A 524-nucleotide genomic window follows, 5' to 3' on the forward strand; every position below is an offset into this window, starting at 1 on the left:
GGTATCGCCCATCGAAAACGCAGAATTCGTGTAGTCGATATAGTTGTCACGCGCGGTATAGTCATAGGTGAAGCGTGCAGCGACATCATTGGCAACCTGACCGGATGCCATGATCGACGCACGGCGCTGGCCACCGGTACCTACCTCGGTCTGGATGGCTCCCTCGGGGGTGAAGGTCGGATCCTTGGTCTTGATGACAAGCGCGCCGGCAATACTGTTCGCCCCTTGGCTCACGGTTTGCGGACCGCGGAACAGCTCCACGCTTTCAACATCCCACAACGAGGTCGTCGAATAAACGATTTCGTTGTAGGATGGTGAAGGTCGGATCCTTGGTCTTGATGACAAGCGCGCCGGCAATACTGTTCGCCCCTTGGCTCNACGGTTTGCGGACCGCGGAACACGCTCCACNGCTTTCAACATCCCACAANCGAGGTCGTCGAATAACGATTTCGTTGTAGCTCAGGTAGTGTCCATCGACGTTGACCGCGAGACGCGGTCGCGGAACCGCCGAAAAAGGCCGTTGC

The 524-nt window shown here is 57.4% G+C and carries 1 pseudogene; it reads right to left on the reverse strand.

The annotated features are described in order from the left end of the window. Window positions 1–261 (reverse strand): annotated as a pseudogene (locus tag TR36_RS14385) (hypothetical protein); the annotation flags it as partial. Window positions 262–524: the final 263 nt, after the last annotated feature.

The organism is Falsirhodobacter sp. alg1 (genome assembly GCF_000739715.2).
In the GTDB taxonomy this organism is placed as follows: Bacteria; Pseudomonadota; Alphaproteobacteria; order Rhodobacterales; family Rhodobacteraceae; genus Falsirhodobacter.